Origin of the sequence: Lentzea fradiae (assembly GCF_900100955.1) — a bacterium.
GTDB classification, from domain to species: Bacteria; Actinomycetota; Actinomycetes; order Mycobacteriales; family Pseudonocardiaceae; genus Lentzea; species Lentzea fradiae.
On record NZ_FNCC01000014.1, the window covers coordinates 172,409 to 195,604 of the forward strand.

Sequence of the window (23,196 nt, forward strand, 5' to 3'; positions counted from 1 at the left end):
AGACGTAGAGTCGGGTTCTGTGCAGTTCACCGTGGGTTTCGACCTGGACATGACCCTCATCGACCCGAGACCGGGCATGGCCGCCGTGCTGAACGAGGTCGGTGCCCGCACCGGCCACGCGCTCGACGGCGAGCACTTCGCGGCGAACCTCGGACCGCCCCTCGACATGGTCTACCGCGACATGGGCGTGCCGGAGGAGGAGATCCCGGACCTCGTCACGCTCTTCCGCGCGCTGTACCCGGACGTGGTGATCCCCGCGACCGTCGCGCTGCCCGGCGCCGCGCTGGCGCTGCGGACCGTGCGGGAGCTGGGCGGGCAGACCATCGTCGTGACCGGCAAGTACCGCAAGAACGCCGCGCTGCACCTGGAGGCGATGGGCTGGGAGGTCGACCACCTCTACGGCGAGCTGTGGTCCACGGGCAAGGCCGAGTCGCTCAAGCTGCACGGCGCCGGGGTCTACGTGGGCGACCACGTCGGTGACATGCGCGGAGCGGAGGCCGCGGGGGCGCTGGGCGTCGGCGTGGTCACCGGGCCGTGCTCGCGTGCGGAGCTGCTGGAGGCGGGCGCCGCGGTCGTGCTGGAGGACCTGCGCGAGTTCCCGGAGTGGCTCAGGAGCTCTTCCGGCGTGACCGCCTGACCACCGCGATGATCCCGAGGCCCAGCCCGGCGGCCGGCAGGTAGGTGGCGGCGACGTTCAGCCACACCGGCAGGTCGCTGTGGCCGGTGGCGAAGAGGACGAAGACCACGACGATCGCCAGGACGCCCACGGCGAACAGGCCCACGGCCAGCGGCAACAGCTTCGGAGCGGTCATGGGCCCAGGGTAGTGCGGGCCCGTCGCGCTAACGGAGGTGCCCTCCGCTCGGTCTTCTGGCTACTCTGGTGGGACGCGTCCTGGGTACGCCCCCGGGCGCGTTCGTTGTGCAAAAGCAAGGGAATGGTGAGCGCGGTGCCGACCGGCAAGGTCAAGTGGTACGACACGGAGAAGGGCTTCGGGTTCGTCACCCAGGACGGTGGCGAGGACGTTTACGTCCGCAAGTCCGCTCTGCCTCCGGGCGTCACCGGCTTGAAGGCCGGCCAGCGCATCGAGTTCGGCATGGCGGAGGGCCGCCGAGGGCCCCAGGCGCTGTCCGTGCGCCTGGTCGACCCCGCGCCGTCAGTCGCGGAGGCGCGCCGCCGCCCGGCCGAGGAGCTGCACGGCCTGATCGAGGACATGATCAAGCTGCTGGAGAACAAGGTCCAGCCGGACCTGCGGCGCGGCCGGTACCCGTCCGACAAGAAGAACATGAAGCTCATCGCCGAGGTCGTCCGGGCGGTGGCGCGGGACCTCGATCCGTAAAAGGATCGGCGTCATGTCTGACGCGGATCGGATCGTCGAGTTCGGCTACGAGGCCGGCCAGCTCAAACGCCTGCCCAGAGCGGGGTGGCTCTTCGCCGGGGTGCAGCACCCCGAGACGGTGGCCGCCCACTCGTTCCGGGTGGGCGTGCTGGCGTTCGCGATCGCCGTGCAGGAGGGCGCGAACCCCGACCGCGCGGCGACCCTGGGCCTCTTCCACGACGTGCCGGAGGCGCGGACCGGTGACATCCCGTACGTCGGCAAGCGCTACCTCGACGTGCGGATGACGCCGGAAGCCGTTGCGGCGGAGCAGGTCCGGCACCTGCCCGCGCCGCTCGCCGCGCACATCACGGCCGTCGTCGCCGAGCACGAGGCGGCGAAGGACCTCGACCACACGCCCGAGGCGCGCTGCTCGCGTGACGCGGACAAGCTGGAGCTGGTGCTGCAGGCCAGGGAGTACCAGGCCGCGGGCGTCGCGAAGATGGACCGCTTCATCGAGACCATGCGGGACGCGGTCGTCACCGACACCGGCAAGCTGCTGCTCGACAGCGCCCTGCGAATCGCACCCAGCCAGTGGTGGGAAGCCTTCGGCCACCCCACCACCCACCCCACCACCTGACCCGCCGCCCACCCTCCCCACCGGACCCGCCGCCCACCCTCCCCACCGCACGCGGGGTCTCTTCGTACTGTCTCGTAGTACGCGGGGCCCCCGCGTGGCGGAAAACGGTGCCGGGCTGGGTGGGCGTGGGGGGTTGGCGAGAGTGGGTCAGGCTGTGATCTCGACGGCCCAGTAGCCGCGCAGCAGCGGCTGGCCGGTCTCCAGGACCGCCGCGGCCGCCTCGTGGATCTCGATGCCCAGCAGCTGGTCGCCCTTGTCCGGCAGGGCGAGGGTGTAGGTGAAGTCCTCGCCCTTGCCCAGCAGGCCGGTGCCGGTCGTCTGCTGGGTGCCCGCCGCGTCCCGGTAGAGGAACACGGCCTCCCAGATGCCGTCGGCGAGCTGCCCGTCCACCGAGATCTGCACGACCTTGCCCGGCGGGACCCGCAGCTTCCCGGCCTGGCCGCGCTCGGCGCAGTTGTCGCCGCCGATGTCGCAGTAGACCGCCGGTTCGACCCTGATCGTCTTGCCGTTCGCGTGGAACGTGACCTCGGGCAGGTGGCTGGGCAGCGAGCACCCGGTCAGCACGAGAACGCCAGCGGCCAGCAAGGAGACGAGTCGACGCACGTCAGGAAGCCTACGGGGTGGCGGGAGCCGGCTTGCGCACGAGCCTGCCGACGAGCAGGTGCAGCGACGTGCCGTTGCGGTAGAGCCAGGTCTGCGCGAGGCCGAGCGCGAGCAGCACCGAGAGCACCAGGAAGCCGACCCAGAACGTCGCGGGCAGCAGCACGCCGAGCGCGCCGCCGAAGACCCAGGCGAGCTGCAGGATCGTCTCGGAGCGGCCGAACGCCGACGCGCGCGACTCCTCCGGCAGGTCGTCCTGGATCACCGCGTCCAGGCTGATCTTGGCCAGCGACGACGCGGTGGCGCCGAGCAGGCCGACGACCGCCGCGGTGACGAGGCCGGGCAGCACGGCGGCCACGACCGTCGCGGCCAGCGCCGCGCCGACGCACGCGAGGACCACCTCGTCCGGCTTGCCGAAGTGCAGCCGGGCGCCGATCGCGTTGCCGAGGAAGCTGCCCGCTCCGGCCGCGCCCGCGATCACGCCCAGCAGCACCAGCTGCCGCACGGCGTCGCCCTCGGTCTGCGCGCGCACCACGAAAGCCGCGAACAGCGTGAGGAAGCCCGTCAGCATCCGGATGGAACCGGTGCCCCACAACGCGACCACGATGTGCCGGGACATGGGCTGCTTGGCGGGCCTGGTCCGCAGCGACGCGGGGACCTCGCCCTCGGTCACCTCGACCCAGGACGGGATCTTCATGCACAGGTAGGCGTTCACCACGCAGAGCGCCGCGGTGAACCACAGCGCGCCCGGCGAGCCGAACAGGTTCGCGAAACCCGCCGCGACCGCGCCGAACACGCCGCCCGCCGCGAGCCCGAACACGGTCATGCGGGCGTTCGTCTTGGACAGCGTGATCTCCGGCGGCAGCACCCGCGGGGTGATCGCCGACTTGAGCACGGTGAACGACTTGGACAGCACCATGCTGCCCAGCGCGGCCGGGTAGAGCAGCCAGTTGTCGAAGTTCAGCGCCATCACGACCGACAGCACGACCCGCAGGACGCACGACGCGGCCAGCGCGAGCCGCCTGCCGCGCTGGATGCGGTCCAGCAGCGGCCCGATCACCGGCGCGACCAGTGCGAACGGCGCGACCGTGATCAGCAGGTAGAGCGCGACCTTCGTCTTGGACTCCGCACTCGCCGCGCTGAAGAACAACGTGTTCGCGAGCGCCACGGCCATCGCGGCGTCCGCGGCGTAGTTCATCATCACCGCGTAGGTGACCGACGTCATGCCGGACTTGCCGGCGCCGTCGGCACGGGCCGCGCGCCGGAACGCCGCGACCGCCTGCTGCGAGAGCTGCTTGCCGCGGAACCACGCGACGCGGGTGACGGTGAGCTTGCGCGGAGGCTTGGGCGTCGGGGTGGTCTGCTGGTCGGCGTTGGGCAGCGGCCGGGTCTGCTGCGGCTGCCGGGGCGGGGCCTGGAAGCCGTGCCCGGACGGCGTGCCGGGACGCTGCCGCGGCCGGTACTCGTCGTCCTGCCACGGGTAGCGCTTCGGAGTCGGCTCGTCACTCCGCCCGCGGTCGCCCGTCACACCGTCAATCCTGCCCCATCCCGTTGAACCTCACTCGGAAGATGGTGGGCCAGTTCTTGCCTGTGACCAGGAACTCGTCGGTTCCGGGCACGTGCGCGATGCCGTTGAGGACGTCCACGTCACCGCTCGGTTTGAGCGACGACAGGTCGTAGGTGTTCGTCACCTGGCCGGTGGCCGGGTCGATGCGGACGATCTCGTCGGTCTTCCACACGTTCGCCCAGACCTTGCCGCCGACGCACTCCAGCTCGTTCAGCTCGGTCAGCGGCTGCCCGCCCCGCGTGACCTGCACGTTCCCGGTCTCGGCGAACGTCTTCGGGTCGCGGAAGGTGAGTTTCGCGGTGCCGTCGCTCATGACGAGCCGCCTGCCGTCGTCGCAGATGCCCCAGCCTTCGCCCTCGTAGCGCACGCGGCGCACCTCGGAGAACGTCGCGCGGTCCCGTTCGATCGCGACGCCGTTGCGCCAGGTGATCTGCCAGATGGTGTCGCCGGTGACCGTGATGCCCTCGCCGAAGAAGTCCGGCGGGAGATCGACCTTCCGCTTCACCTCGCCGGTCGACGGGTCGAGCGCGCGCATCGTCGACTGGCCCTCCAGACCGGTGCCCTCGTAGAGCACGCCGTCCACGAGTTCCAACCCCTGGGTGAACGCACTTGTGTCGTGCGGAATCTTCTCCAGGACTTCTACCTGCGGTTTCTGTTCCTGCTGGGGCGAACAGGCGGCCAGCACCGCGACGAGGACCAGCCAGACGGGGGAGCGCACCCGACCGAGGGTGGCACGAGTTTTCGTCCCGGCGAAGACCTGCGGCACAATTCATGGTGTGACCGCGACAGAGATGCTCCTCGACGCCGTTGACCTCGCCCGCGCAGCAGCGCAGGAGGAGGCGGGTGTGGACCGCGTCGGCGCTCACGTCGGGGTGCACGGTGAGGACGAGCACTCCGTCACGCACCTGTTCGAGGCCGAGCACGCGGGCTACCGCGGCTGGAACTGGGCGGTGACCGTCGCCTCCGCGGGCGACGACTCCCCGGTGTCGGTCAGCGAGGTCGTGCTGCTGCCCGGTCAGGACGCGCTCGTCGCGCCCGAGTGGGTGCCGTGGAGCGAACGCGTCCGCGCCGGCGACCTCGGAGTGGGCGACCTGCTGCCACCCCGTCCCGACGACCCGCGCCTGGTCGAGGCGTACGTGCAGTCCGACGACCCCGCGATCGAGGAGGTGGCGCTGGAGATCGGCCTCGGCCGCACCCGCGTCCTCTCCCGCGAGGGCCGCCTGGAGGCCGCCGAACGCTGGGCGGGCTCCGACTTCGGCCCGCGCTCCGACATGGCCCGCAGCGCCCCCGCGCACTGCGGCACGTGCGGCTTCTACACCCGCGTCGCCGGTGCGTTCGGCGCCTCGTTCGGAGTGTGCGCGAACGAGATCTCGCCCGCGGACGGCCACGTCGTGCACGTCGAGTACGGCTGCGGCGCGCACTCGCAGGTCGAGGTCGAGACGGGCCCGATGGTGCCGGTCGCCGACCTGGTCTACGACGACGCGCAGCTGGACGTCTCGGAGTGACCGACCCGTTCGGCACCGAGGCCCTGCGCACCTCGGTCCTCGCAGCCTGGCGCGGTTCGCCCACCCGGTTCCGCGAGGACGCGAACGCCGAGGAGGACCTGCGCCTCGGCGGCTACCGCGACCGCCTGCTCGTCGAGCTCGCCCAGAACGCCGCGGACGCGGCCGGTGCCGAGCCGGGCGTGCTGCGGATCAGCCTCGCCGGCGGCGAGCTGCGGGCCGCGAACACGGGCGCTCCGCTGACGGAGGCCGGTGTCGCCGCTCTCGCGTCGCTGCGCGCGTCGGCCAAGGAGTCCGGGGTAGGCCAGTTTGGCGTCGGCTTCGCGGCCGTCTTGGCCGTGACGGACGCACCGCGCGTCGTGTCGGTGTCGGGCGGCGTGGAGTTCTCCGCCGAACGCACCCGCGCCGAGGTGCCGGAGCTGGCGTCCGAACGCGGCGGCGACGTGCCGGTGCTGCGGCTGGTGTGGCCGTGCGACGAGACGGTGCCCGAGGGCTTCACGACCGAGGTCCGGTTGCCGCTGAAGGTCGACGTCTCGCTGGACGACCTGGCCGAGGAGGCTCCCGACCTGCTGCTGGCCCTGCCGGGGCTGCGGCGGATCGAGATCGGCGACCAGGCGTGGGAGCGCTTCGTCACCGCGGACGGCGTCGTGACCGTCGGGGCCTCGCGCTGGCTGGTCGAACGCGCGACCGGTGAGCTGCCCGCCGAGCTGGTGCAGGGCGTCGAGCACCGTCCCCAGTGGACCGTCACGTGGGCGTACCCGCTCGACGAGCCGCTGGGCGAGGACGTGCTGCACGCGCCCACCCCGACCGACGAACGCCTGTCGCTGCCCGCCCGCCTGATCGCGACCGTGCCGGTCGAGCCGTCCCGCCGCCGCATCCTGCCGGGCGCCGCCGCGTGGTCGGTGCTGGACGCCGCCGCGGCGCTGTACCCGGCTCTGGTGGCCAGGGTCCCGGCCGTCGAACGCACCGGGCTGGTCCCGCTGCCCGGCTTCCCGCTGTCCGAGGTGGACGACCGGCTGCGCACCGCCGTGATCGCGGAGCTGCGGGCCGCCGAGTGGCTGCCGCTGGCCTCCGGCGAGTGGATCGCACCGGCCCGCGCACGCGTGCTGGACGTCGGCTCCGAGGAGCTCGTCGACCTGGTCGAGGACGCGCTGCCGGGCCTGCTGGACGCCGAGCTGTCCGCGCCCGTGCACGCGAAGGCGCTGGCGGCGCTGGAGGTTCCGCGCGTGTCGACGGCCGAGGTCGTCGCCGCGCTGGCCGAGGTCTCCGGCGATCCCGGGTGGTGGCGCGAGGTCTACGCGGCCTTCGAGCCGCTCGCCGAGGTCGACCCGGACGTCCGCGAGGCGTTGCGGTCGCTGCCCGTGCCGCTGGCCGACGGCAGGACCGTCACCGGGCCGCGCACGACCCTGATCGCCGACGAGCCGCTGCCGGGCCTGCGCGTCGTGCACCCGGACGCCGTGCACCCGCTGCTGGTGCGGCTGGGCGCGGTCGAGGCCGGTGCCACCGAGCTGCTGGCCGACCCGCAGCTGCGCGAGGACGTGGCGCGCTCGCTGGAGGACGCGGAGGCCGGTCTCGACGGCGAGGAGCTGGTCGAGACGGTGCTGCGGCTGGTCGACCGCGCCGGGCTGCGGCCGGGTGAGGAGCCGTGGCTCGGGGCGCTCGCGCTGCCGGACGGCTCCGGCGAGTGGCACCGCGCCGACGAGCTGCTGATGCCCGACTCGCCGCTGGTCGGCGTGGTCGAGGCCGAGGCGTTCCCGGTGCTGGCCAAGGAGGTCGCCGAGAGCTACCCGCGCACGGCACTCGTGGCCGTCGGCGTGGTCGACGGGTTCTCGCTCGTGGTCGACGACGAGCCGGCCGGGCCGGAGCACGACCTACCGGACGAGGCGGCCTGGTGGTCGTCGGTGCCGGAGGAGCCACGCCGCGTGGTCGCCGTCCGCGACCTCGACCTGGTGGCCGACTGGCCCGCCGCGCTGCGGCTGCTGGCGTCCGACCCGGTGACGTGGCGCGCCGTGACCGAGCCGGACGGCTACACGGGCTGGTGGATCGCCCGGCACGCCGTGCTGGCGGGCAAGGCGCCGCGCGAGTACCGGCTGCCCGAGGCCACGCTGCTGGACGGGCTGTTCGACGCCGCCCCGGAGGACCTGGGGCTGCCGGAGCACGTGCTGCGCGCCGCCGGGGTCCGGTCGCGGCTGGAGGTCCTGGACGACGACGACGCCGAGTTCGTCCTCGACCGGCTCGGCGACCCGGACCGGGTGATCGCGGACGCCGTGGTGCTGCGCGCCCACGCCGCGCTGCCCGAGGGCGACTTCGCGCCGCCGGAGAAGGTCCGCGTGCTGTCCGGCGAGGTCGTCGACGCAGACGACGTCGTGGTGCTGGACCACCCGTGGCTGCTCGGTGTCGTGCCCGCCGCCCGCGTGCTGCTCGCAGACGGCTCGGAGGAGCTGGCGGACCTGCTGGACCTGGCGCTCGCCTCGGAGGAGTTCGACGGGGCGCCCGACCACGTCGGCGAGGTCGTGCGGTGGCAGGACCTGGCGGCCGTGCGGATGGCGTGCGAGCTGCTGGAGGTCGCGCTGCCCGACGGAGTCGTCGTGGTGCACGAGCAGCTGCTCGTGGACGGTCAGCGGGTCGAGTGGTGGATGGCCGACGGGGTGCCGCACGCCGCGGACACGCCGGAGGGCCTGGCGCGGGCGCTGGCGTGGGTGACGCAGCGGTGGGAGGACCGGCACACGTTCGCCGCCCTGATCACCGATCCGACGGCTGCAACTCTGCTGGGCTGACCTCGGCCGCGCGCCGCCTGCGCAGGCGCGGCCTCGCGATGTCGCCGCGCCGGGTCAGGACGACCCACGCGGTGAGGGTGACGACCACCGACAGGGCGCCGCCGACGACGATCGGCGCGCGTCCGTTGATCTCGCCGAGCCAGCCCATCACCGGTCCGCCGACCGGGTTGCCGCCCAGGAACACGAGCATGTAGATGCCCATCACCCGGCCGCGCATCTCGGGTTCGACGGCCAGCTGGACGGTGGCGTTGGCGGTCGTCGTGAAGGTCATCATCGCGACGCCGACCGGGATCATCATCAGACCGGTGAGCAGCATCGTCGGCATGACGCCGGAGACCACCTCCAGCACGCCGAAGACCAGGCCGGAGCCGATGAACACGCTCAGCTTCGGCGTCTTCCGCTTCGCCGCCACCGCGGCGCCGGCGAGCGTGCCGACGGCGATCAGCGTCGACAGCAGGCCGTAGGCGTCGGCGTCACCGCCGAAGACGTTGCGGGCCATGATCGCGAGCGTCATGTAGAAGTTCATGCCGAGCGTCGAGATGAAGAAGACCAGCACCATGACCGTCATCAGGTCCGGGCGGTTCTTCACGTAGCGCAGCGCCGAGAGCAGCTGGCCCTTCTCGCGCGGCACGGGTTCGGAGCGCAGCAGCTGCGACGTGCGCATCAGCCAGATGCCGCCGACCACGCCGACGAAGCTGATGGCGTTGGCCAGGAACACCCAGCCGGTGCCGATGGCCACGATCGTCACGCCCGCGATGGCGGGGCCGACGATGCGGGCCGAGTTGAACATCATCGAGTTGATCGCGACGGCGTTGGTCAGCTGGTCGCGGCCGACCATCTCGACGACGAACGACTGCCGCACCGGCGTCTCGACGGCCGAGAAGGCGCCGAGCAGCAGGCACAGCAGGTAGACGTGCCACAGCTCGACGACACCGAGCACGTCCAGCAGGCCCAGCGCGAGGGCGCAGACGCCCAGCGCGGACTCCAGCCAGAGCAGCAGCTTGCGCTTGTCCATGCGGTCGGCGAGGACGCCACCCCACATGGACAGCAGCAGGACGGGCAGGAACTGGAGTGCCGCGGCGAAGCCGAGTGCGGTCGGGGAGCCGTTCGACAGGTCCAGGACCAGCCAGTCCTGGGCCACCCGCTGCATCCAGACACCGACCAGCGAGATGATCTGGCCGGAGGCGTAGAGCCGGTAGTTGTAGATGCGAAGCGATCCGAACATCCCGGTACGCCGAGGTGGCGAAGTGTCCGCTCCACCACCCGCGTAACCCGACACGTCGTTACTGCCCCGCCATCCTGTCGATGATCTCCGCGGCGCGCGAGAGCAGCTCCCGGTCCTCGGGGGTCAGCTCGGCGAGCCTCTTGTCCAGCCACGCCTCGCGGGCCGTGATCTCGTCCCGCAGGTACGAAGAGCCTTCGTCGGTCAGCTCGACGATGGCTTGACGGCCGTCGGTGGGGTGCGGGCGGCGCGTGGCGAACCCGAACTCCTCCAGCGCGGCTATCACCCGCGTCATCGACGGAGGCTGCACGCCTTCCTTCGACGCCAGCTCGCCGGGCGTGAGCGGTCCGCACTTGTGCAGTGTGGACAGCGCGGACACCTGCGTGAGCGACACAGCCGAGTTGGTGCGCTGCGCCCGCAGACGACGGTTGAGACGAACGACGGCAAGCCGGAGCCTGCTCGCCAGTCCGTGCTGATCGGTCGCCACGTAGTTAGCATACCTCACGAAATTGCGGCCGCCGCGCGTCAGCCCAGCAGGCTCTGGATCGGACCCAACGCGAAGTAGACGACGAAAGCGCCCGCCACGATCCACATGAGCGGGTGAATTCCGCGGGCCCGTCCGGTGAGCGCCTTGAGCAGCACGTAGCTGACGAAGCCCGCGCCGATGCCGTTGGCGATCGAGTAGGTGAACGGCATGACCACGATCGTGAGGAACGCGGGCAGCGCGATCGTGAAGTCGCCGAAGTCGATCTCGCGGATCTGCATCATCATCAACGCGCCGACGATCACCAGCGCCGGAGCCGCCGCCTCGATCGGCACGACCTCGTAGAGCGGCGTGAAGAACATCGCCAGCAGGAACAGCACACCCGTGACGACGTTCGCCAGACCCGTGCGCGCACCCTCCGCGATGCCGGACGCCGACTCGATGAAGACCGTGTTGGACGAGCTGGACGCGGCACCACCGGCCACGGCGCCCAGTCCGTCGACGAAGAGCGCCTTGCTGACGTTCGGCAGCTGCCCGTCCTCGTCGATCAGGTCCGCTTCCTTGCCGAGCCCGGTCATCGTGCCGACGGTGTCGAAGAAGTCCGTCAGGACCAGCGTGAAGACGATCAACGCCGCCGCGAGCGCGGGCAGCCGCGTCCACGCGCCGAACGACACCTCACCGAGCAGCGACAGGTCCGGTACGCCGAAGACCTGGTCGGGCAGCGCGGGGTAGCCGAGGTTCCAGCCCTTGGCGTTCACGCCCGCCGACGGCCCGGCCTTGACGATCGCCTCCAGCACGATCGCGAAGACCGCCGTGGCGACGATGCCGATGAGGATCGCGCCCTTCACCTTGCGCGCGAACAGCACACCCGTGACCACGAGCCCGACCACGAACACCAGCGTCGGCCAGCTCGCGATCGACCCGTTGATACCCAGCCCGACCGGCACCGTCGTGTTCGCCTCGTCCGGCAGCCGCCGCACGAACCCGGCGTCGACCAGTCCGATGAACGTGATGAAGAGGCCGATGCCGACCGCGATGGCCGCTTTCAGCTCGTTCGGCACCGCGTTGAACACCGCGGTCCGCACCCCCGTCACGACCAGCAGCAACACCACCAGCCCGTTGACCAGGATGAGCCCCATCGCCTCCGGCCAGGTGACCTTCGCCGCGACCGACACCGCCACGAACGAGTTGATCCCCAGCCCCGTGGCCAGCGCGAACGGGTAGTTCGCGATCAGTCCGAACAGGATCGTCATGACCCCGGCGACCAGCGCCGTGACGGCGGCGACCTGCCCGACCGGCAGGATGTTGCCGAGCACGTCCGGGTGCGACCCCGGCCCCGTGGGCGCGAAGCTGCCGATGATCAACGGGTTCAGCACGACGATGTAGGCCATCGTGAAGAACGTCACGACCCCGCCGCGCACCTCGCGAGCCACGGTCGACCCGCGCTCGGAAATCTTGAAGAACCCGTCCAGCATCTGGTCTCCTTACGATGTGTCCGAACGCGACCCCGCCCCCCATCCGCCGCCGTTGCCGCACCGGCTGGCGGATCCCGTGCCCGTGGTGCTGGGCGGGACCGCGTTGTGGTTCCTCGGTTTCCTGGCCGTGTTGATCTTCGACCGCGCCAACGCCACCCTGCTCTGGACGACCCTGTGCGGCGGTCTGCTCGGGATCATCGGGTACGGAGTGTTCTACTGGCAACGGCGAGCCGCGAGGCGAGGGTCACGCACCGCCCAGCAGGGGCTCGACGACGTCTAGTCGGTCAGCTTCGGATGACCTGTGCCGGCGCGGGTGACCCAGACGGTTTTGGCCTTCTCGTCGGCGACGTACCAGATGCGGCCGCTGGAAGTGACCTCGTACTGCCATTGATCGAAGACAACGCCGTTGTGCACGTGATGCCGCAGCGCTCCTTTGAGCAGATGCTGCCGATTCGGGTTGTCGATAGCGGTCGGGTGCTCACTCAGCACCACCCATGCTTCCCACGCGTTCGAAGGTGCGGTGCGGCAGAGTTCTTCCCATCCCTTTGCCGCGTCGTTCGTGGCGAAGCGGACCGAATAGCCCCCAGGGGGTGGAGGTGGCGCCATCCGGTCGTTGCGTTTTGCCGGCAACGTCACATCTCCATCGGGTTCGGCACAGGACCGAAGTCCCCCTCGGTCGGTTCGCTCAACGCGCGGTGCAGCTCGGGGTCGGCGTGGACGATCGCGGTGTTGGCCCACTCGTGCACCGTCTGCGCGAGCAGCGACCACTGGCCGAGCTCGGCCGAGATCTGGATGGCCTGCACGAACTCCTGCACGAACTCGGCGCGGTCGGACTTCGGCAGCACGGAGATCCACGGGAACTCGTCCAGCAACGCGTCCGCCACGGCGTCGGGTCCCGCGTGCCGGAACAACGCGCGCATGGCGCGGGCCGCGGTCACCGCCCCGCTGTGCCGATAGGCGTGGTGATCGGCTCTGACCAGCATCAGATCGGCCCCGTCGCGGCGCTTGACGCGCACCTCGTGCTGGTCGGCGATGGCCGCGACGCTCTTGGGATCGCGAGCCAGCTCGCTCCACTGCACTTCGTTTCTGATGCTCACCCCTGAATTATGAACTTATTCTGAATTGTGGACAATCGCTCGGTCGGGTGTGATCACAGGCATGGTCCTGGCCACCGACTGGGTGCGGCTGCTGATCGTCTGCCTGGTGTTCACCGCCGCCGCCTGCGCGATCGCGTGGTTCACCGGCCTCACCACGCCCAAGCCGTTCCTCAAGGCGGCCGTGCGTGCGGCGGTGCAGCTGGCCGCCGTCTCCGCGGTGATCACCGTCGTGCTCAGCCACCTCGGCCTGACCGGGATCTTCCTGGTGCTGATGGCGGTCGTGGCCACGGTGACGTCGGCGCGGCGCACCAAGACCGGGAAGCGGGGGGTGTGGGTCGCCCTTCCCATCCTGGTCGGCACGGTGCCGGCGCTCGGGTTGCTGATCCTCATCGGGCTGCTGCCGGTCGAGGGGATCGCGTTGATCCCGGTCGGCGGCATCCTGATCGGTGGGGCGATGACGGCGACCACGTTGTCGGCGCGGCGGGCGCTTGACGCGCTGCGGGATCGGCACGGGGAGTACGAGGCGGCGCTGGCGCTGGGGTTCATGGAGGCGACGGCGGTGCGGTTGCTCGTCCGCCATCCCGCGGCGGAGGCGTTGGTGCCGCCGCTCGACCAGACGAGGACGGTCGGGCTGGTGACGCTTCCCGGTGCGTTCGTCGGGATGTTGCTCGGCGGCGCGCCGGTGTGGCAGGCGGGGGCGCTGCAGATCGTGGTGCTGCTGGCGTTGCTGGCCGTCGAGGCGGCGGCCGTCAGCACGGTGGTCGAGCTGATCGCGCGGGGTCTGGTGAGAAGGGCTTCCGCCGAAGAGGAAGTTAGGCTAACCTAAGTCTCGTCGCTTCGTGGTGGGAGCGGCAGTCAGTTCGGGAACGGACGAGGCCCCCGCTCTGGGCAGAGCGGGGGCCTCGTCGTGTTCCGGCTGGTCGGCCGTGCGGGTGGATCGCAAGGTCACCGTTGTCGACCTCCTCACGTTTCCTCACGGGAAGGGTGGAAGATAGGAGACATGACCACCGAGGAGGACTGGCCGGTCGAACAGACCTGGTCACTGCGCAACACCCACTGGCACGCCTATGTGGAGCACACGTCGCTCGACCACGCCTCTCCTCGGCAGGTCCGGCTCGAGCGCACCCCGGAGGAAGTGCTCACCTCGCCCGCCGAGGTGGCGGCGTGGCTGGAGGTCAACCTCCGCAGCGCCACCCGTCCCGAGGAGACCGGCAAGAAGCGCGTGAAGGACGAGCGCGACTTCACCGACTCGAACCGCGTGCACGCCTCGCTGGCCTCGCGCGGTGAGTCGATCTACACGGGGGTGAAGGGGGAGCTGACGCTCGCCGTCGAGGCCGTGACGCCGGAGGAGTGCCGGATCTCCCACGACGGTGCGGACGTGGCGCCGCTGAAGTCGGGCCGCCGCCGCTGAGGACCGGGTGCGTGGCCGGCGCCGTCGACGCCGGCCCGCTCCCCGGAGGTCAGCCCACGTGCCAGGCGTGCACCGGTTCGCCCGCGTGCATCAGCTCCAGGTACCGCTTGAGCATCCCGGAGAGCGCCGCGTCGCGGGACAGGCCGCGGTCCTCCAGCAGGGCAACGGTTTCCCGCTGCCACGACGACCCGGTGCGCCGGGCCAGGCAGCGCTGCTCGATCACACCGAGGTAGCGCTCGCGGGCCTCGTCGGAGACGCCGCAGTCGCGCAGGCCGTCGTGCGCCATCGGCAGCAGGCGGCGCAGCACCAGCTCGTCCGGCGGGATCCAGCCGATGCCCGGCCAGTACAGCTGGGCGTTCATGCCGTGCCGTGCCCCGGCGTAGAGGTTCTCCTCCGCCGCCTGGAACGACATCTGCGTCCACAGTGGACGTTCTTGGGTGGTGAGCGCGCGCTGGGCGCCGTAGAAGAACGCCGCGTTCGCCATCGTGTCGAGCACCGTGGGGCCCGCGGGCAGGACGCGGTTCTCGACGCGCAGGTGCGGCACCCCGTCGACGACGTCGTAGACCGGGCGGTTCCAGCGCCAGATCGTGCCGTTGTGCAGCCGCAGCTCCGAAAGACGAGGCGCCCCACCGGCTTCCAGCGCCTCCAACGGGTCCTCGTCGTCGGTTTCGGGCAGCAGGCTGGGGAAGTAGCGCACGTTCTCCTCGAACAGGTCGAAGATCGACGTGATCCAGCGTTCACCGAACCACACCCGCGGGCGGACGCCCTGGTTCTTCAGCTCGTCCGGCCGGGTGTCGGTCGCCTGCTCGAACAACGGGATGCGCGTCTCGTGCCAGAGCGCCTTGCCCAGCAGGAAGGCGGAGTTCGCGGCGATGGCGACCTGCACGCCCGCCAGGCACTGCGCGGCGTTCCAGTGCGCGGCGAAGTCCGTCGGCTCGACCTGCAGGTGCAGCTGCACCGACGTGCACGCGGCCTCCGGCAGGATCGACTCCGCGTAGCTCAGGATCTTCTCCGGCCCCTTGCCCGGCATCGCCGGGCCTTCCATGCGCAGCACCATCTCCTCGCCGCGCGCGGCGAAGATCGTGTCGTTGAGCAACGCGTACCGCGGGCTCTCGGAGAGCCAGGACCGGTCGAAGTGCCTCTCCCGCAGCGTGGGCAGCACGCCGATCATGGCGAGCTTGGCCCCCGCGTCGTGCGCCTTGGTGTCGGCGTTGTCGAGCGACGCCCGCAGTTCCTCTTCCAGGCCAAGCATCTCGCCGCCCGCCAGCTCGCGCGGCGGGACGTTGATCTCCAGGTTCTGCCGGCCCAGCTCGAGGGTGTACGAGGGGTCGTCGATCTTCTCCAGCACCTCGGAGTTCGCCATCGCCGGGCGCATCGCGTCGTCGACGAGGTTCAGCTCGATCTCGAGCCCCATCTGCCGACGGGGAAAGGAGAAGGTGTCTTCGGCCAGCATGGTGGCCAGTGCGTCGAGACTCCGCTGCATCTTCTGCCGATGACGCTGGCGATCGTCTCTGGTGAACGTGCGGCTGGACACTTCACTTCCCATGCCGCTACCCCTTCGCTCGGCGCCGGTGGGCGCGGGCAGGCGGAACGCCAAACGTGACACAGGCGAAACCTCCGGGACATCGCCCAAATCGGTGCTCTCTGTCACACCGTGATAACAACCAGCGATCATCCGCTGGTCGGGCGCGTGCGGTTGCGCCCTCCGGACTACCTGGCCTGTTCCACGACGGACCGGGTGCGAAACTTCCGTCGTGGCGAAAGTGATCGAGATCGACGACCCCGGTGACCCGAGGCTGGACGACTTCCGCGACCTCTCGACGGCCGACCGCAGGCCGGACCGGCCCGGTGGACGCGGTCTCGTGATCGCCGAGGGAGTGGTGGTCGTGGAACGGCTGCTGGCGTCGCCGTACCCGGTGCGCGGGCTGCTCGGGGTGCGGCGGAGGATCGAGGCGCTGGACCTTTCCGACCTGGACGTTCCCGCTTACGTGACGTCAGCGGAGGTTATGGCCTCGGTCGTGGGGTTCCACTTGAACCGCGGTGTACTGGCCGCCGCGGACCGCGCCCCGGCGGTGTCGTTCGACGAGCTCGCGGACCGGTCCACGCGCCTGGCCGTGCTGGAGGGCGTGGGCGACCACGAGAACCTCGGCTCGATCTTCCGCAACGCCGCCGCGCTGGGCGTGGACGGCGTCGTCCTGGGCCCCGGTTGCAGCGACCCGCTGTACCGGCGCAGCGTGCGGGTGTCGATGGGGCACGTGCTGCGCGTGCCGTTCGCTAGCACGGATCAGTGGCCCGCGGCGCTGAACATGTTGCGGCACAAGGGGTTCACAGTTGCCGCACTGACGCCCCGCCCGTCCGCGCTGCATCTTGCCGACGCCAGCTTGCGCGGACGGCGCGTGGCGGTGCTGCTGGGGTCGGAGGGGCCGGGGCTGACCGAGGAGGCGATCGACGCGGCGGACCTCGCCGTGCGCATCCCCATGTCGTCCGGCGTGGACTCGCTCAACGTCGCCACCGCGGGCGCGGTCGCGTTCTACGCCCTGCTGTGACCGGAAGCCGTTGCGGCTAAAGCAGGGTGAAGATCAGCGCCAGCCACGCCACGAGCACACCGGCGACCACGCCGTAGGCGACCCACCGCCACACCGGCACGTTGCGCCCGAGCCACACCGACGGCGCCAGCCCGCCCACCACCAGCACGTTGGCCACGAGCGCCAGCCACCGGCTGGTCTCGCCGAGTCCGAGCGACAGCGACACGACGGTCACCGTCACGATCGCCGCGGTGATGAAGGTGACCGTGAGCCCGGTGCCCCAGGGCGTCGGCTCCTGCTCCTCCGCGACCGGCGGCTCCTCGGGGGTGTCGGCCGGCTCCTCCTGCTCGTCGGCAGGGGTCTCCGGCACGTCGACGCTCACCAGCTCCCCGCTGACCGGGTCGGTGTAGGCGACGGGGGAGTTCATGACGGCCGCGATCCGGCCGGCGAGCTGCCTGCCCCTGCGCGCCACCAGGGCCCCGGCCACGCCGTCGGCCGGCGTGTCGGCGCGCCCGACGGCGTCGGCGACCTTGGCCCACTCGTGCAGCGCCTCGGCGAGATCGGCGCCGAGCGGCAGGCTGTGCGGGTCGACCTCGCGCTCACCGGACTCGTCCTCCCCGGCGAGCACGGCGCGGCCGTCCCGGACTCGCAACTCCACGAACCCTCCCTGGTTTCCCGGACCTCGCCGGAGAACCTATCGCCTCAGGGCCGCAACGCGTCCGTCGCTCGTTCGAAGTAGTCGAACAGCGTGCGCCGTTCGGCCTCGTCGTACCCGGCGAAGAGATCGCCGAGCTTCTCCCTGGCCGGTGCGAGCGCCTCCGCCAGCCGGGTGGGCCCTCCGACCGGTTCGACGATCACCTTGCGCCGGTCGCCCGGCGACGGCGTGCGGCGCACGAAGCCCGCGGCCTCCAGCCGGTCGATCAGCCGGGTCGTGGGGCCCGTGGTCAGTCCCGTCCGCGCGGACAGCTCGCCGGGGGTCATCGGGCCGTCGAGGTCGAGCAGGTTCAACGCGTACAGGTCCGTGCCGCCCAGGCCGCACGACCGCGCGGCGTGCAGGCCGTGCAACACCATCGCGCCGACGTAGCGCCGGTAGACCTCGCTCGGGTCGGTTGACATCCACGCACCCCGTTCCTAATCTCTTCCTTAACGAAGAGACTTCCTTGGAGAAGAGACTTCGTCGACGAAGAGAATCTAGCAAGGGGGAACCATGAGCGACGAGGCAGGCGTCCGCGCGTTGTTCGCGCGGCTGGCCGACGCGTGGGAGCGGGGAGACGGCGCCGCGTACGGGGAGTGCTTCACCGACGACGCCAGCTACGTGTCCTGGGTGGGCACGGTGTACCGCGGGGGCGGTGACATCGGCCGGTCGCACCAGGTCCTGTTCGACACCTACCTCAAGGGCACGAAGCTCCTCACCGGCGGAACCACCGACGTGCGGTTCTACGGCGACGACACGGCCGTGCTGACGTCCCGCGGCGACGTCGGGAAGAAGCCGGGCAAGGCGTCGAAGGTGCAGACGTTCACGTTCGTCCGGCGGAACGGCGCGTGGAAGATCGCGGCGTTCCAGAACACCAAGCGCCGCCCGCTGCTGGAGCGGCTCTCGTTCCGGTTCCAGCCGGAGACCCGGCCCGCAGCGGCGTGAAGCCGTGAGGTCGCGTTCGCGCCAGATCCCCATTGGCGCGAACGCGACCTCAGGCCCTACGCGAGCGAGTCGCGCCAGGCCGTGTGCAGGGCGGCGAACCGGCCCCGCTCACCGATCAGCTCCGCGGGGGAGCCGTCCTCCACCACAATGCCACCATCGAGCACCAGGACGCGGTCCGCGATCAGGACCGTCGACAGCCGGTGGGCGATGATGAACGCCGTCCGGTCGGCGAGCACTGTCTCCAGCGCTGCCTGCACGGCGCGTTCGGTGGGCACGTCCAAGGACGATGTTGCCTCATCGAGGACCAGCACGGCGGGGTCTGCGAGGAACGCGCGCGCGAATGCCACCATCTGGCGCTGTCCTGCCGACAGACGGCCGCCCCTCTTGCGGACGTCCGTGTCGTACCCGTCCGGCAGCGCCGCGATGAACTCGTGCGCACCGACCTCCGCCGCGGCCGCCTCGACCTCGGCACGGGTGGCCGACGGACGCCCGAGGGCGATGTTGTCCGCGACCGAACCGGAGAACAGGAAGTTCTCCTGCGTCACCATCACCACGGCCCGGCGCAGGTCCTCGTCCGCGAGCGACCGCACGTCCACGCCGTCGAGCTGCACCGAGCCCGACGACGCGTCGTAGAACCGCGCCACGAGCTTGGCCAGCGTCGTCTTGCCCGCACCGGTCGCGCCGACCAGCGCCACGGTCTGGCCGGCGGGCACGTCGAGTGAGAAGGCCGGCAGCACCAGCCGGGACGTCCCGGGGTAGCGGAACTCGACGCCGGAGAACCGGATCGCGCCCCGCGCGTGCGGCAGCGCCACCGGCTTCTCCGGTTCGGGCACCGACGGCTTCTCCTCCAGCACGCCGGAGATCTTCTCCAGGGCCGCGGTGGCCGACGAGTACGAGTTCGCGAACATCGCCAGCTCGTCGAACGGGTCGTAGAAGCGGCGCAGGTACAGCGTGAAGGCCGCCAGCACGCCCAGCTCCAGCGAGCCGTTCGTGACGCGGTAGGCGCCCCAGGCGAGGACGATCGCCAGCGACACGTTGCCGATCACGCGGATCGTCGCGACGAACGTGGCCATCACGCCGAGCGCGCGGGTGTTCGCGTCGCGGAACTGGCTGTTGAAGCCGGTCATGATCTGCTCGTTGCGGGGCTCGCGGCGGAACGCCTGCACCGCGCGGATGCCGTTCATCGACTCGACGAACTGCACGATGATCTTCGCGATCGAGCCGCGGGTGTCCCGGTAGGCGTCCATCGAGCGGCGCTTGAACCACCGCCAGATCAGGTACGCGGGGAGGAAGCCCGCCACCACGACCGACGCCAGCGGGGCGTCGAGCCAGATCAGGATGACGGCGATGCCCACCACCGACAGCACCGCGTTGAACAGGCTGTCGAGGCCCTCCTCCAGCAGGTCCTGCAACGCGTCGACGTCGCTCGTCAGCCGCGAGATGACCTTGCCGGACGTGTAGGACTCGTGGAAGCCCACCGACAGCCGCTGCGAGTGCCGGAAGATCCGTCCGCGCAGGTCGAGCAGCAGGTCCTGGCCCACCCGGCCGGAGACGCGCAGGAACGCCCAGCGCAGGAACGTCGTCAGCACGGCGCAGACGGTGTAGCCGGCGACGCACCACGCCAGCACCGAAGCGCTGCCGTCGAGCGCGGCCGGGATGCCCCTGTCGATCGCGGCGGCGATCAGCAGCGGGCCCGCGAGGGTCGCGAGGTTGCCGCCGACCACCGCGGCGACCGCGAGCGACGCCCTGCCGACGCGCGGGCGCAGCAGCGACCCGAGCAGCTTGCGCGAGCGGGCCTGCAACCGCAGACCCGTCTGGTGCGACAGCTCCTCGATCTCCTCGGCGGCGACGCCGCGCCACTCCTCCTCCCCGGCCACGGGCCGGGGCTCGGTTGCCGAGCTCACGACGCCACCTCCTCTTCCACCTGGTCGCGCACCTGGCCGTCATGGTCCGAACTGGACAGCAGACGCCGGTACTCCTCGTTGTGCTCCAACAGTTCCCGGTGCGTGCCGAACGCGGTGATCCGCCCGTCGGACAGCATCGCGACGCGGTCGGCCAGCTGCACGGTCGACGGCCGGTGGGCCACGACCAGTGCCGTGACGCCGCGCAGCACCCGGCGCAGCGCCGCCTCCACCTCGGCCTCGGTGTGCACGTCCAGCGCCGACAGCGGGTCGTCCAGCACGAGCACCGAGGGTTTGCCGACGACCGCGCGGGCGAGCGCCAGCCGTTGCCGCTGACCGCCGGACAGCGACAGGCCCTGCTCGCCGATGCGCGTCGCGAGACCCCACGGCAGCGCGTCCACGAACTCCTCGGCCTTCGCCACCCGCAGCGCCTCGCGCACCCGGTCCTCGCCGACGTCCGGCGCGCCCAGCGCCACGTTCTCCGTCACCGAGGCGGAGAACAGCACCGGCTCCTCGAACGCCGTGCCGACGACCGTGCGCAGGTCCTCCAGCGAGAGGTCCCGCACGTCGACGCCGTCGATCGTGATCCGGCCGCCCGTCGCGTCGGCGAGCCGCGGCACCAGCGCCGTCAGCGTCGTCTTGCCGGACCCGGTCGCGCCGACCAGCGCCACCGTCTCGCCGGGACGCAGGTCGAGGTCGACGCCCTTGAGCACCTCGCGGCCGTCCTCGAACGCGAACCGCACGCCCTCGAACCGCACGTGCCCGCGCACCGGCGAGGGCAGTGCGGCGGGCGTGGCGGGACCGGTGACCGTCACCGGTTCGTCGACGACCTCCCAGTACCGCTCCAGCGCGGAGGCGGTCTGGTTCGTCTCGGCCAGCAGCCAGCCGATGGAGTCGATGGGCCAGCGCAGGTAGGCGCTCACCGCGACCGCCGCGACCAGCGTGCCGACCGTCATCGACCCGTTCACGATGCCGGCCGCGCCGACGCCGAGCATGCCCGCGATCGACAGCTCGGGCAGCACGATCAGCACCGACCACAGCGCCGCCAGGATCGAGACCTTGTGCAGCTCCGTCCTGCGCAGCTCGCGGGCCTGGGCGAGGAACCGCTTCGACAGCTCCGGCCCGCGCCCGAACGCCTTGAGCACCCGGATGCCGAGCACCGACTCCTCGACCGTCGTCGTCAGGTCGCCGGACTGGTCCTGGGCCTTGCGCGCGACGACCTTGAACCTCGACTCGAAGAAGAACGAGATGACGATCAACGGCAGCGCACCGCACAGCGCCACGACCAGCAGCCACGGCGAGAGCGCCGCGATGATGCCCAGCCCGATCAGGACGACCAGGCTGTTCACCACCAGGAAGATGATCGCGAACGCGACGAACCGGCGCACCGTCGTGAGGTCGTTGGTGGCGCGGGACAGCAGCTGGCCGGACTGCCACCGGTCGTGGAACGAGACGGGCAGCCGCTGCAACCGCTGGTACAGGTCGAACCGCATGCGCGCCTCGACCTGGGCCGCCGGGCGGGCCACGACCTTGCGCCGGACGTAGAACAGCCCGGCCTCGGCGAGCCCGAGCACCAGCACGCCCAGGACCAGCCACCACAGCGTCGCGGTGTCGCCGTTCTGGATCGGACCGTCGACGATGCGCTGCGTGAGCAGCGGGATGCCGAGGCCGCACAACATCGCGAGCATCGTCGCCGCCAGCACGACAGCCATCCGTGCGCGGTGCGGCCGCACGTACGGCCACAGCCTCCGCAAGGTCCTGATTGTCGAGTTACGTTGATCGCTCACGCGACGAGCCCCCTCCAGGTCACCTCCAAACTACGAAGGTGACCCGCCATCGGCATCCGGTTTTCTCCGCCCACGAGCGTCCCGGCTCGACATAGGTCGAGGTCAAGAGCACGATGACCGGTATGACGCGATATCTGCGCACCGAGCAGACGATGGCGTTTCCACACGGACGGCTGATCGCGGTCAGGGAGGGCGCGCACTACGTGCTGGCCCCCGACGGCTGGGACCACCTGCCCGGCCCGCGGCCGCGGCACGCCAAGCCCGTCTCCCGTGAGGAGGCCGAGGACTGGTGCGAGAGCGAGGGCTGGGACCTGAACCTGCTCGACGAGGTCCCCACGCCCTCCTGAGCGCTATGACCGCTTGAACGTGACCAGCGCGACGAGCCCGTAGGCGACGGCCGCGAGCAGCGCCTCGGCGTGGTGCCGGTTGGTGAACCACGCCAGCGCCGGCTCGTGCACCTCGAGGTAGAGCCCGATCCCGAGCACGACCGGCCCGAGCAGGATGACCGGCCACACCGGCCGCACCCCGAACACCCACAGGACCGGCCCGGCGAGCACCAGCGACGACACCAGCGCGAGCGGCAGCCCGATCAGCACGAGCAGCAGGAACTCCGACATCGTCGTGCTGTCGAGCCACGTCTTGAGGAAGCCCGACTCGTACGCCCACGTCCACCCGAGCACGAGCCCCGCCCCGACGGCCATCGACAGGACGACCCGGAACAGCAGTCGTCGCCCGGTCCTGCCCGTCTTCCCCGCTGTGCTCTGTTCGGTCACGCCTGCCACGGTAACCAGCGGCCACGCCGCGGGCCAAGGTCCCGCCGCCCGCTGGGGCGCGAACCGGTGCACAACGCGGCCAAGGCGTAGGAGACGCACGCCGTGACCAGGCAGGCGCTCGTCATCAGGCGGTGGACCTCGTCCTGGTAGAGGTCCATCGGCACGAAGAGCCGGACCAGCACGACGGTCACGAGCAGGACGAGCCACAGAGAGGTGCCGATCCCGACGACGGTCCACCCGCGCCGCTGCCGTGCGACGCGGAAGCCCGCCGCGACCAGCACACCCGCGACGACCAGCGACACCAGGAGTCCCAGCCCGAACATGGCCAAGGGCTCGCCGCACCCCGTGCGGCCCGCACCGGGGACGCAGTACGACGAGAACCCGTTGACCGTCAGCAAGAAACCCCAGCCGGCGGCGAACCCGGCACCCGCCCCCACCACAGTGCGCACCACCACGCATCCAGGACTACCTGGTCCCGGACGC

The 23,196-nt window shown here is 71.1% G+C and carries 27 protein-coding genes; 11 read left to right on the plus strand and 16 right to left on the minus strand.

Features of this window, described 5'->3' with window-relative positions; all coding sequences use genetic code 11:
* Window positions 1-19 precede the first annotated feature (19 nt).
* Window positions 20-637: an HAD family hydrolase gene (locus tag BLT23_RS30485; RefSeq protein WP_090055209.1), complete on the plus strand. Its 618-nt coding sequence runs from the start codon at window positions 20-22 to the stop codon at window positions 635-637.
* On the opposite strand, the gene BLT23_RS30490 is transcribed toward BLT23_RS30485, so the two are convergent.
* A complete protein-coding gene (locus BLT23_RS30490) occupies window positions 609-812 on the minus strand; it encodes a hypothetical protein (protein WP_090055212.1) in 204 nt (67 codons plus the stop codon). The two genes, BLT23_RS30485 and BLT23_RS30490, sit on opposite strands and share 29 nt — an antisense overlap.
* A gap of 135 nt (window positions 813-947) precedes the next feature.
* On the opposite strand from BLT23_RS30490, the gene BLT23_RS30495 reads away from it, so the two are divergent.
* Window positions 948-1,337: a cold-shock protein gene (locus BLT23_RS30495; protein ID WP_090055465.1), complete on the plus strand. Its 390-nt coding sequence runs from the start codon at window positions 948-950 to the stop codon at window positions 1,335-1,337.
* A 13-nt stretch (window positions 1,338-1,350) separates the two neighbouring features.
* Entirely contained in the window at window positions 1,351-1,953 is a 603-nt protein-coding gene (locus BLT23_RS30500; protein ID WP_090055214.1) for an HD domain-containing protein, read from the plus strand.
* 147 nt (window positions 1,954-2,100) lie between these two features.
* Here BLT23_RS30500 and BLT23_RS30505 read toward each other — a convergent pair whose 3' ends face one another.
* Genes BLT23_RS30505 through BLT23_RS30515 form a run of 3 tightly spaced genes read right to left on the minus strand, consistent with a single transcriptional unit; the run spans window position 2,101 to window position 4,838 of the window.
* On the minus strand, window positions 2,101-2,556 hold the full coding sequence (locus BLT23_RS30505; protein ID WP_090055217.1) for a DUF2771 family protein: 456 nt from the start codon (window positions 2,554-2,556) through the stop codon (window positions 2,101-2,103).
* A 10-nt stretch (window positions 2,557-2,566) separates the two neighbouring features.
* Window positions 2,567-4,081, minus strand: a complete 1,515-nt coding sequence (locus tag BLT23_RS30510) for an MFS transporter (RefSeq protein WP_245744342.1) — start codon at window positions 4,079-4,081, stop codon at window positions 2,567-2,569.
* Between the two features lie 4 nt (window positions 4,082-4,085).
* Window positions 4,086-4,838 carry a glutaminyl-peptide cyclotransferase gene (locus BLT23_RS30515; RefSeq protein WP_090055223.1) on the minus strand — a complete coding sequence of 251 codons (753 nt, stop codon included), beginning with the start codon at window positions 4,836-4,838 and terminating at the stop codon, window positions 4,086-4,088.
* Between the two features lie 58 nt (window positions 4,839-4,896).
* On the opposite strand from BLT23_RS30515, the gene BLT23_RS30520 reads away from it, so the two are divergent.
* Window positions 4,897-5,625, plus strand: a complete 729-nt coding sequence (locus BLT23_RS30520; RefSeq protein ID WP_245744344.1) for a DUF3027 domain-containing protein — start codon at window positions 4,897-4,899, stop codon at window positions 5,623-5,625.
* Window positions 5,622-8,399 (plus strand): sacsin N-terminal ATP-binding-like domain-containing protein, encoded by a 2,778-nt coding sequence (locus BLT23_RS30525; RefSeq protein ID WP_090055225.1) that lies wholly within the window; start codon window positions 5,622-5,624, stop codon window positions 8,397-8,399. Before BLT23_RS30520 ends, BLT23_RS30525 begins: the two co-directional genes overlap by 4 nt.
* Here the strand turns inward: BLT23_RS30525 and BLT23_RS30530 are convergent.
* The 3 genes from BLT23_RS30530 to BLT23_RS30540 are packed head-to-tail and all read right to left on the minus strand — an operon-like array spanning window position 8,365 to window position 11,580.
* Entirely contained in the window at window positions 8,365-9,624 is a 1,260-nt protein-coding gene (locus BLT23_RS30530; RefSeq protein WP_090055228.1) for an MFS transporter, read from the minus strand. The two genes, BLT23_RS30525 and BLT23_RS30530, sit on opposite strands and share 35 nt — an antisense overlap.
* Before the next feature lie 58 nt (window positions 9,625-9,682).
* Window positions 9,683-10,108 carry a MarR family winged helix-turn-helix transcriptional regulator gene (locus BLT23_RS30535; protein ID WP_090055231.1) on the minus strand — a complete coding sequence of 142 codons (426 nt, stop codon included), beginning with the start codon at window positions 10,106-10,108 and terminating at the stop codon, window positions 9,683-9,685.
* Between the two features lie 38 nt (window positions 10,109-10,146).
* Window positions 10,147-11,580: an NCS2 family permease gene (locus BLT23_RS30540; RefSeq protein WP_090055233.1), complete on the minus strand. Its 1,434-nt coding sequence runs from the start codon at window positions 11,578-11,580 to the stop codon at window positions 10,147-10,149.
* Between the two features lie 16 nt (window positions 11,581-11,596).
* On the opposite strand from BLT23_RS30540, the gene BLT23_RS30545 reads away from it, so the two are divergent.
* A complete protein-coding gene (locus BLT23_RS30545; protein ID WP_176946981.1) occupies window positions 11,597-11,860 on the plus strand; it encodes a DUF2530 domain-containing protein in 264 nt (87 codons plus the stop codon).
* On the opposite strand, the gene BLT23_RS41860 is transcribed toward BLT23_RS30545, so the two are convergent.
* Window positions 11,857-12,216 carry a hypothetical protein gene (locus BLT23_RS41860; RefSeq protein WP_245744346.1) on the minus strand — a complete coding sequence of 120 codons (360 nt, stop codon included), beginning with the start codon at window positions 12,214-12,216 and terminating at the stop codon, window positions 11,857-11,859. The two genes, BLT23_RS30545 and BLT23_RS41860, sit on opposite strands and share 4 nt — an antisense overlap.
* Window positions 12,213-12,677 (minus strand): hypothetical protein, encoded by a 465-nt coding sequence (locus tag BLT23_RS30555; RefSeq protein ID WP_143036094.1) that lies wholly within the window; start codon window positions 12,675-12,677, stop codon window positions 12,213-12,215. Before BLT23_RS30555 ends, BLT23_RS41860 begins: the two co-directional genes overlap by 4 nt.
* A 61-nt stretch (window positions 12,678-12,738) precedes the next feature.
* Between BLT23_RS30555 and BLT23_RS30560 the strand changes: the two genes are divergently transcribed.
* Window positions 12,739-13,503, plus strand: coding sequence for an ABC transporter permease (locus BLT23_RS30560; protein ID WP_090055238.1), 765 nt, complete (start codon window positions 12,739-12,741; stop codon window positions 13,501-13,503).
* A gap of 174 nt (window positions 13,504-13,677) precedes the next feature.
* Entirely contained in the window at window positions 13,678-14,088 is a 411-nt protein-coding gene (locus tag BLT23_RS30565; RefSeq protein WP_090055241.1) for a hypothetical protein, read from the plus strand.
* A gap of 49 nt (window positions 14,089-14,137) precedes the next feature.
* Here the strand turns inward: BLT23_RS30565 and BLT23_RS30570 are convergent, their stop codons facing one another.
* The gene (locus BLT23_RS30570; RefSeq protein ID WP_090055243.1) at window positions 14,138-15,634 is read right to left on the minus strand and encodes a glutamate-cysteine ligase family protein; all 1,497 of its coding nucleotides are present in this window, start codon (window positions 15,632-15,634) and stop codon (window positions 14,138-14,140) included.
* Window positions 15,635-15,842: 208 nt separating this feature from the next.
* Here BLT23_RS30570 and BLT23_RS30575 point away from each other — a divergent pair, with 208 nt between their 5' ends.
* Complete coding sequence (locus BLT23_RS30575; protein ID WP_090055246.1) at window positions 15,843-16,634, plus strand: TrmH family RNA methyltransferase; 792 nt, start codon at window positions 15,843-15,845, stop codon at window positions 16,632-16,634.
* A gap of 16 nt (window positions 16,635-16,650) precedes the next feature.
* Here the strand turns inward: BLT23_RS30575 and BLT23_RS30580 are convergent, their stop codons facing one another.
* Together BLT23_RS30580 and BLT23_RS30585 are read right to left on the minus strand one after the other, a co-directional pair.
* A complete protein-coding gene (locus tag BLT23_RS30580) occupies window positions 16,651-17,271 on the minus strand; it encodes a DUF2537 domain-containing protein (RefSeq protein WP_090055248.1) in 621 nt (206 codons plus the stop codon).
* A 44-nt stretch (window positions 17,272-17,315) separates the two neighbouring features.
* Complete coding sequence (locus tag BLT23_RS30585) at window positions 17,316-17,729, minus strand: MarR family winged helix-turn-helix transcriptional regulator (RefSeq protein WP_090055249.1); 414 nt, start codon at window positions 17,727-17,729, stop codon at window positions 17,316-17,318.
* Between the two features lie 91 nt (window positions 17,730-17,820).
* Between BLT23_RS30585 and BLT23_RS30590 the strand changes: the two genes are divergently transcribed.
* Window positions 17,821-18,252, plus strand: coding sequence for an SgcJ/EcaC family oxidoreductase (locus BLT23_RS30590; RefSeq protein WP_090055251.1), 432 nt, complete (start codon window positions 17,821-17,823; stop codon window positions 18,250-18,252).
* A 56-nt stretch (window positions 18,253-18,308) separates the two neighbouring features.
* Here the strand turns inward: BLT23_RS30590 and BLT23_RS30595 are convergent, their stop codons facing one another.
* On the minus strand, window positions 18,309-20,156 hold the full coding sequence (locus BLT23_RS30595) for an ABC transporter ATP-binding protein (RefSeq protein WP_090055253.1): 1,848 nt from the start codon (window positions 20,154-20,156) through the stop codon (window positions 18,309-18,311).
* Window positions 20,153-21,907 carry an ABC transporter ATP-binding protein gene (locus BLT23_RS30600; protein ID WP_245744348.1) on the minus strand — a complete coding sequence of 585 codons (1,755 nt, stop codon included), beginning with the start codon at window positions 21,905-21,907 and terminating at the stop codon, window positions 20,153-20,155. Before BLT23_RS30600 ends, BLT23_RS30595 begins: the two co-directional genes overlap by 4 nt.
* A 155-nt stretch (window positions 21,908-22,062) precedes the next feature.
* On the opposite strand from BLT23_RS30600, the gene BLT23_RS30605 reads away from it, so the two are divergent.
* Entirely contained in the window at window positions 22,063-22,287 is a 225-nt protein-coding gene (locus tag BLT23_RS30605; protein WP_245744350.1) for a hypothetical protein, read from the plus strand.
* Between the two features lie 3 nt (window positions 22,288-22,290).
* Here the strand turns inward: BLT23_RS30605 and BLT23_RS30610 are convergent, their stop codons facing one another.
* Window positions 22,291-22,713: a hypothetical protein gene (locus tag BLT23_RS30610; protein WP_143036095.1), complete on the minus strand. Its 423-nt coding sequence runs from the start codon at window positions 22,711-22,713 to the stop codon at window positions 22,291-22,293.
* The gene (locus BLT23_RS30615) at window positions 22,710-23,162 is read right to left on the minus strand and encodes a hypothetical protein (protein WP_143036096.1); all 453 of its coding nucleotides are present in this window, start codon (window positions 23,160-23,162) and stop codon (window positions 22,710-22,712) included. Before BLT23_RS30615 ends, BLT23_RS30610 begins: the two co-directional genes overlap by 4 nt.
* Window positions 23,163-23,196: the final 34 nt, after the last annotated feature.

What these genes read in the sequence shown, in the direction of transcription:
- BLT23_RS30560 (WP_090055238.1), top strand. Translation starts at nt 12,739, where the DNA reads ATGGTCCTGGCCACCGACTGGGTGCGGCTGCTGATCGTCTGCCTGGTG.
- BLT23_RS30570 (WP_090055243.1), bottom strand. Translation starts at nt 15,634, where the DNA reads ATGGGAAGTGAAGTGTCCAGCCGCACGTTCACCAGAGACGATCGCCAG.
- BLT23_RS30565 (WP_090055241.1), top strand. Translation starts at nt 13,678, where the DNA reads ATGACCACCGAGGAGGACTGGCCGGTCGAACAGACCTGGTCACTGCGC.
- BLT23_RS30530 (WP_090055228.1), bottom strand. Translation starts at nt 9,624, where the DNA reads ATGTTCGGATCGCTTCGCATCTACAACTACCGGCTCTACGCCTCCGGC.
- BLT23_RS30585 (WP_090055249.1), bottom strand. Translation starts at nt 17,729, where the DNA reads ATGTCAACCGACCCGAGCGAGGTCTACCGGCGCTACGTCGGCGCGATG.
- BLT23_RS30590 (WP_090055251.1), top strand. Translation starts at nt 17,821, where the DNA reads ATGAGCGACGAGGCAGGCGTCCGCGCGTTGTTCGCGCGGCTGGCCGAC.
- BLT23_RS30605 (WP_245744350.1), top strand. Translation starts at nt 22,063, where the DNA reads ATGACGCGATATCTGCGCACCGAGCAGACGATGGCGTTTCCACACGGA.
- BLT23_RS30490 (WP_090055212.1), bottom strand. Translation starts at nt 812, where the DNA reads ATGACCGCTCCGAAGCTGTTGCCGCTGGCCGTGGGCCTGTTCGCCGTG.
- BLT23_RS30500 (WP_090055214.1), top strand. Translation starts at nt 1,351, where the DNA reads ATGTCTGACGCGGATCGGATCGTCGAGTTCGGCTACGAGGCCGGCCAG.
- BLT23_RS30540 (WP_090055233.1), bottom strand. Translation starts at nt 11,580, where the DNA reads ATGCTGGACGGGTTCTTCAAGATTTCCGAGCGCGGGTCGACCGTGGCT.